The sequence below is a fragment of the Dehalococcoidia bacterium genome, assembly GCA_030648205.1.
Lineage (GTDB): Bacteria > Chloroflexota > Dehalococcoidia > JAUSIH01 > JAUSIH01 > JAUSIH01.
Genome location: JAUSIH010000073.1, coordinates 20,830 through 27,419, shown reverse-complemented (window position 1 = coordinate 27,419; position 6,590 = coordinate 20,830). Strand labels below are relative to the sequence as shown.

Annotated in this window: 5 protein-coding genes; all 5 read left to right on the top strand. The window is 64.1% G+C overall.

Annotated features, from left to right (window positions below; translation table 11 throughout):
* The coding region (locus Q7T26_08990; protein MDO8532283.1) for a glycosyltransferase family 2 protein at window positions 1-509 on the top strand (509 nt) is incomplete at its 5' end.
* 14 nt (window positions 510-523) lie between these two features.
* Window positions 524-1,555 carry an MraY family glycosyltransferase gene (locus Q7T26_08985; GenBank protein ID MDO8532282.1) on the top strand — a complete coding sequence of 344 codons (1,032 nt, stop codon included), beginning with the start codon at window positions 524-526 and terminating at the stop codon, window positions 1,553-1,555.
* 13 nt (window positions 1,556-1,568) lie between these two features.
* Window positions 1,569-2,672, top strand: a complete 1,104-nt coding sequence (locus Q7T26_08980) for a DegT/DnrJ/EryC1/StrS family aminotransferase (GenBank protein ID MDO8532281.1) — start codon at window positions 1,569-1,571, stop codon at window positions 2,670-2,672.
* Between the two features lie 48 nt (window positions 2,673-2,720).
* A complete protein-coding gene (locus Q7T26_08975) occupies window positions 2,721-4,628 on the top strand; it encodes a nucleoside-diphosphate sugar epimerase/dehydratase (GenBank protein MDO8532280.1) in 1,908 nt (635 codons plus the stop codon).
* 9 nt (window positions 4,629-4,637) lie between these two features.
* Entirely contained in the window at window positions 4,638-6,584 is a 1,947-nt protein-coding gene (locus Q7T26_08970) for an HlyD family efflux transporter periplasmic adaptor subunit (GenBank protein MDO8532279.1), read from the top strand.
* Window positions 6,585-6,590: the final 6 nt, after the last annotated feature.

The window sequence follows — 6,590 nt, the reverse complement described above, 5'->3', positions numbered from 1 at the left end:
TGATTCGTCAGCCGACAAACCAGGGCAAAGGGGCAGCCCTGCAGGTGGCGAGTGCAAGGGCGACGGGAGACATCATCGTTTTTCAGGACGCAGACCTGGAGTATGATCCCGCGGATTATCCCGCACTGGTGACGCCTCTTTTGGAGAACAAGTCGGATGTTGTTTACGGCTCGCGCTTCAAGGCCAAGGAGCACCGATTCATCCCGTCCCAATACTTCGCGAACCTTGTCCTGACCCTGCTTACCCGTTTCCTGTATGGCGGCAACCTCACCGACACCCAGGTCTGCTACAAGGCCTTTCGCGCTCCACTACTCAGAAGTTTCCCGCTCAGATCACGTCGCTTTGAACTAGACCAGGAGATAACGTCCAAACTGCTCAAACGCAAATACCCGATCACGGAGGTCTCCGTCAGATATAACAGCCGCAGCTATGAACAAGGCAAGAAGATTCGGTGGCATGATGGACTCGCAATCCTCTGGGTATTGCTCAAGTACCGCTTCGTGGACTAGGTTTGACATGTAGCATGTCCACTCCCTGGCTGCTTCTGACTCTCGTCATCACCGGGCTGTTGTCGGCCCTCGCGCTGACCCCTGTGTCCATTCTGGTCGCCCGCCGCCTGGGCGTCGTGGACCGTCCGGGGCCGCTCGCCATCCACGCGCTGCCCACTCCGCGACTGGGCGGCCTCGCCATCTTCGCGGCGGTCATCATAGCCCTGGCCGTCGGCCTGCGCTACGCGTCGGGGGGCGGCGCTCCCCTCGCGTGGGGCGGCGTGCTGCTCTCCCTCGCCGCCATTGTCGCGGTGGGCGTGATGGATGATCTGCGCCGCCTGTCGCCCAAGACACGCCTCATCGGGCAGATCGGCGCGGGCGTCCTCGCCGTCGTCTCCGGCATCTCCCTCAGCCCCGCTGTCTCGCCCATCGTGCTGGGCGGCGTCGCGGCGCTCTTCTATCTGGCGGGCGGCGCCAACGCGGTGAACCTGCTGGACGGCATGGACGGACTCGCAGGCGGCATGACGGCCATCGCCGCGGGCTTCCTGGCCCTGCTCGCCGCGCAGAGCCACAACGAGCCCGCACTTCTGCTGGCCGCGGCCCTGATGGGCGCGTGCCTGGGCTTCCTGCCCTACAACTTCCCTCACGCGCGTACCTTCATGGGCGACGGCGGCAGCCTGTTCCTGGGGTTCAGCCTGGGGGCCGTCGTCGTGCTGCTCACGGCGCAGGCGCAGAACATCGCCCAGGCCGCCGCGCCGCTCCTGGTCCTGGGCATGCCCATCGCCGATGTCATCCTGGCGGTCGTTCGCAGGGCCGTGCGTCGTAAGGACGTCATGATGGGTGACCGCTATCACATCTACGACCTGCTGCACGGGGCGGGCCTTCCCCGCGCGGCCACTGTCCTCCTGATGTATTTTTTCGCCATCGGCTTCGGACTGAGCGCCCTCATCCTCCGCTACCTCCCCCTTGAAGTAGCGCTGGGCGTCTGTATCTTCGAAGGAATCATGTTCTTTGGCACGTTCCTGTGGTGGAACCTGCGGCTGCGGCCGTCCTGGACGAAAGGCTGATATGGACATACCCATGTCACAACCCGACATCACACAAAAGGAAATTCTGGCCGTCAACCGAGTGCTGGCGACGCCGCACCTGGCGCTGGGCCCGAACCTTGAGAGGTTCGAGCGCGCCTTCGCCGACTACGTCGGCGCGCGGCACGGCATCGCCGTCAGCAGCGGCACCGCGGGGCTGCACATGTGCGTGGTCGCCGCGGGAATCGGCCCCGGCGACGAGGTGATAACGTCGCCCTACAGCTTCATCGCATCGGCCAACTGCATCCTCTACGCCGGCGCGACGCCGGTGTTCGTGGACGTGGACCCTCTCACCCTGAACATGGACGTGCGGCAGGTGGAGGAGCGCATCACGCCGCGCACGAAAGCGCTTCTGCCGGTCCACATCTTCGGCCAGCCGTGCGACATGACGCCGCTCATGGACATAGCCCATCGGCGCAACCTCACGGTCATCGAAGACGCGTGCGAGGCCATCGGCGCCGAGTACCGGGGGCGCAAGGTGGGCACGTTTGGCCGCGCCGCCGTCTTCGCCTTCTACCCCAACAAGCAGATGACTACAGGCGAAGGGGGCGTCGTCGTCACCGACGACCCGGCGTTGGCCGCCCTGCTCCGCAGCCTGCGAAACCAGGGCCGCAGCGAGGGCGACCTGTGGCTGGCGCACGAGCGCCTCGGCTACAACTACCGCCTGGACGAGATGAGCTGCGCCCTGGGGCTGGTCCAACTGGAGCGCATAGAGGAGTTGCTCCGGAAGCGCGAGCGGGTGGCGCAGGCGTACACACGGCTCCTCCGGGACGCGCCGGGTGTCCAGGTCCCTTCCATCGCCTCGGACACCACGCGCGCGAGCTGGTTCCGGTATGTCGTGCGATTGACGGATGGAGCAAATCGCGATAGAATTATACATTGGTTGCAGTCGCGGGGCGTGCCTACACGGCCCTATTTCCCGCCTATTCATCTGCAACCCTTTTATCGAGCACAATTCGGACATCGGGAGGGTGACTTTCGGGTGGCCGAGATGGCGGGCGGGTCATCCCTGGCGCTGCCCTTTTCCGGGCTTATGACGCAGGGGCAGATAGAGTATGTCTGCGAGGCGCTCCAGGACGCGCTGAGGACGGTGAGGTAGGGAGTTGGGGGGACGCGACGGGGGCGTTCGGAGACAGAAGAGGGATGTATGTCCGCTGGTGTAGCAAACAACGGCATTCCCCAGCGGGATATGCTCTTCATATTTCGCCGGTACGCGTTGCCCATTCTGACCGACGCGGTTCTCGTGGGGGCGGCGTACATCGCGGCCCTGTTCCTCCGATTTGACAGCATCCCTCAGGAATATCTCCAGACCCTCCGTGTCTTCATGCTCCCCATTGCCGCCGTTTACTGTCTGACCAACGTCGCCTTCGGCCTGTACGAGCGCCTGTGGCGCTACGCCAGCTCCACCGAGGCCACCGGCATCTTGGGCGCCGTGGGGCTGGCAGGCTTGCTGCTGCTCGTGAGCGACGCCCTGTTCACCATCCGTCCCGTACCGCTGAGCGTTGTCATCATGGGCAGCATCTTTGCCGCGGGCTTCTTCGCCGCCACCCGCTACCGCTGGCGTCTGGTCACCGGCTTCCTCTGGCGCCTCCGCCGCATACGCCAGGGCGCAGGGGGCAACCGGGTGCTGATCATCGGCGCGGGCGAAGCAGGACAACTCATGGCATGGCGCCTCAAGAACTGGGCAGCCCAGATGTATGAAGTAGTCGGATTCGTGGACGACGACCCCCAGAAGCTAGGCATGCAGGTGCATGGGGTGAAGGTCCTGGGAAACCGCAGCCGTATCAAAGACATCGTTGACAGCGGGAATGTGAATACCATTGTCATCGCCATGCACCGCGTGTCGGGAGCTGACTTCCGCGAGATCCTTTCCATGTGCGAGGAGACATCCGCCAAAATCCAGATTGAGCCAGAAATCCTGGAGACTGTCAACGGACAGGACGGTCAGCTTCGTCTGCGGGACATCACAGTGGAGGACCTCGTAGGCCGCAAAGCAGTGCCCGTGGACGCGCAGGCCTGCCAGCGGCTCGTCACAGGGAAGACCGTCCTTGTGACCGGAGCGGCCGGCTCCATTGGCTCGGAGCTTTCCCGCCAGGTGGCCCACTACAATCCGAGAATGCTTCTGCTTCTGGACAACAATGAAAGCGGACTTTACGACCTGGGTCTGGAGATAGGGCTTCTGCCCAACAAAGTACCTTTCCGGCTATTGGTCCGCGACATCTTGCAGGAAAACAGGTTGGAAGACATATTCAAAGAGCAACAGCCTGACCTTATCTTTCACTGCGCCGCCTACAAACACGTGCCCCTTATGGAGGAGCACGCGGACGCCGCCGTCCTAGTCAACGTGGAGGGCACGCGCATTCTATGCGACCTGGCCTACAAGTACCAGGCGGAGCGCTTTGTCCTGATATCCACGGACAAGGCAGTGGAGCCCGAAAGCGTCATGGGCGCCACCAAGCGGGTCGGAGAGATGATCACCGTAACCATGCCCCGCGATGGCGCCACCCGGTTCGCCGCCGTTCGCTTTGGCAACGTCCTGAACAGCCGAGGGAGCGTCGTCCCAACTTTCGTGAAGCAGATCGAGCGCGGCGGCCCCGTCACCGTGACCCACCCGGAGATGACCCGCTACTTCATGGGCCTCCTGGAGGCGGTCAGCCTCATCATCCAGGCCGCCTGCTTCACCAAAGGCGGCGACATCTTCGTCCTGGACATGGGTGAGACGATACGCATTGTTGACCTTGCGCGGCGCATTATCCGACTGCGGGGCCTGCGCGTCGGCGAAGACATTCAGATACGATACACCGGCCCCCGCCCAGGGGAGAAGATGTCAGAGAGTCTGGTAGCATCCCACAGGGAGACGATGGCGCCCACGGCCCATCCCAGCATTCGCGAAGTGCGGGCCAACGACTATCCGTCTCGGACGGCCCTGCTTCAAGAGGCGCGGGCCTTGGTGGAAACGGCGCGCACAGACGGACAGCGGGCCGTGATAGAACGCCTCATGCGCCTTGTGGGAAAGCCCACGGCGGACACGGCGTCAACGGTAAGAATTTCCTAGAATATGACCATGACACGCTGGCCCCGTTCCACATTGCTCCTGACGCTCCTCGTCACCGCGTCCCTTATCAGCGCAGGCTGCGAGACCCATGCCCAGGGCAGTCCCGTGCCCGAGCCTTTCTTCACGCCTACTCCCGCGCCCCAGCGCGCTACCTACACCGTCGCCACGGGCAATCTGACGGAGACTCTGAAGCTCCGCGGGCGTCTGGTGTCCGTGCGCGAGGAACCCCTCGTGTTCACCAACGATGGCACGCTCAAAGCGCTCAAGGTTGCGCCGGGCGACCAGGTTGAGGCGGGCCAGGTCCTCGCTGAGCTGGGCGTGCCCGGCCTGTCCAACACCATCCAGGACGCCCAGTACACTCTGGAGAAGGCGAAAAGCGACCTGAACAAACTCCAGCGCTCCGCGGATGAAGTGGACAAGTTGAAAATCACGCGGGGGAAAATGCTGGAAGATGCATCCAAGGCGGACCTGGAAGGAAACACATCCCAGACAGACCAGCAGCGCGCTGAGCTGGCCGTGTCCGCGACGCGGGACGACGTCAGGAGGACACAGGAGGACCTGACGCGCGCGGAAAACCCCGCGCTTCACCTGCGAGCCGCCGTGGACCAGGTGGGCCGCCTCAAGACCGGCCTGACCCTCATGCGCGACCGTATTCAGGGCCTGGCTGACCGGCTGGCTAACGGCGGCGTCCAGGATTCGCTGGATGCGCTGGAAAGCGCCCTTAACCTGGTCACCGACCTCCGCCGCACCGTGGTGCAAGCCCGGCGCGACCCCGGTGTCCGCCTGGAGGACATGGATGCCTTGGACGCGCGCATCACGGGGAACACGCTGACCACTGGCATCGAGACGGGCCTCAAGAACACCCGGACAGGACTGGTCGTCGGCCAGAGCGGCGTCCTGCTCCTCATTCCCCAGGCCCAGGCTGAGTATGACCAGGCCAGGAAAGCCTATGACACAGGCCTCGCAGGGGTGGCGCGGGGGACGCTGTTGCAGGCCCAAATCGAGCCTCTTCAGGCCGACATGCGCACCGCCCAGACAAAGCTAGCGGATGCGCGGGCAAAGGCGGCGCAAGGCTTCGCCAGCGCCGTGCAGGAAACCGGGCTGGCAATCGTGGCGCTGGACTCCCTGAGTGACGACATCGTCCGCTTCACCCCACGCCCTGACCCCAGTGACCTGGCTTCCAAACGAAGCGCCCTGGCCAACGCGCAGTCACTTCTCCAGTCCGCCCAGGAGCGGCTCTCCAAGCTGAAGGTCGGCCCGCCCTCAGCGCAACGCATAGCTGAGGTCAACCTGCAAATCGTCCAATTGGACGCTGCGATTCAGCTGCGGCAGGAGCAGTTGAATAAGGTAGACGTGGCGAGCGCCGAGCGAGAGGTGAAATACCGGGAAAGCGTCCTCCAGCGCCTTTTGGACCAGCAGGAGGCATCCCTTCTGCGCGCTCCATTCTCAGGAGTCATCCTTTCCATGGACCGAAAGGTGGGCGACCAGGTGCGGGGCTTTGACCCCGTGGGCGTGCTCGCCGATCCTTCCCGCGTGCGGGTGGAGGCCACCGTGCTGGAGGTGGACCGCTCCAAAGCAGCCCCCGGCCTGCAAGCGCGCGTCGTGCTCGACCCCTTCCCCAGCGTCGAACACATCGGGACGGTGCTTTCCGTGTCGGATAAGCCCACCCTGTGGCAGGGACAACGGGCCTACAATTTGCTCATTGGCTTCGCGCCGAACGAGACGATACCCCGCACTATCCGCATCGGCCTTGACGCCACCCTGGTGACCCGCGTCAACCCCCGCGCCCTGGTCATCCCGGCCCGCGCCATCACATCCGACGGCGCGCGCCAGTACGTTGATCTCCTGGACGGCGGCAGACCTCGCCGCGTGGAGGTCGCCACCGGCATCAGCAGCGGCCTGGAAGTGGAAGTGGTGAACGGACTCTCTGCCGGCCAGACCATCGTCCTGCCTTAGCGCATC

Excerpts from the sequence above, each read along its gene's own strand:
- Q7T26_08985 (MDO8532282.1), top strand. The coding sequence starts at position 524 with ATGTCCACTCCCTGGCTGCTTCTGACTCTCGTCATCACCGGGCTGTTG.
- Q7T26_08980 (MDO8532281.1), top strand. The coding sequence starts at position 1,569 with ATGTCACAACCCGACATCACACAAAAGGAAATTCTGGCCGTCAACCGA.
- Q7T26_08975 (MDO8532280.1), top strand. The coding sequence starts at position 2,721 with ATGTCCGCTGGTGTAGCAAACAACGGCATTCCCCAGCGGGATATGCTC.
- Q7T26_08970 (MDO8532279.1), top strand. The coding sequence starts at position 4,638 with ATGACACGCTGGCCCCGTTCCACATTGCTCCTGACGCTCCTCGTCACC.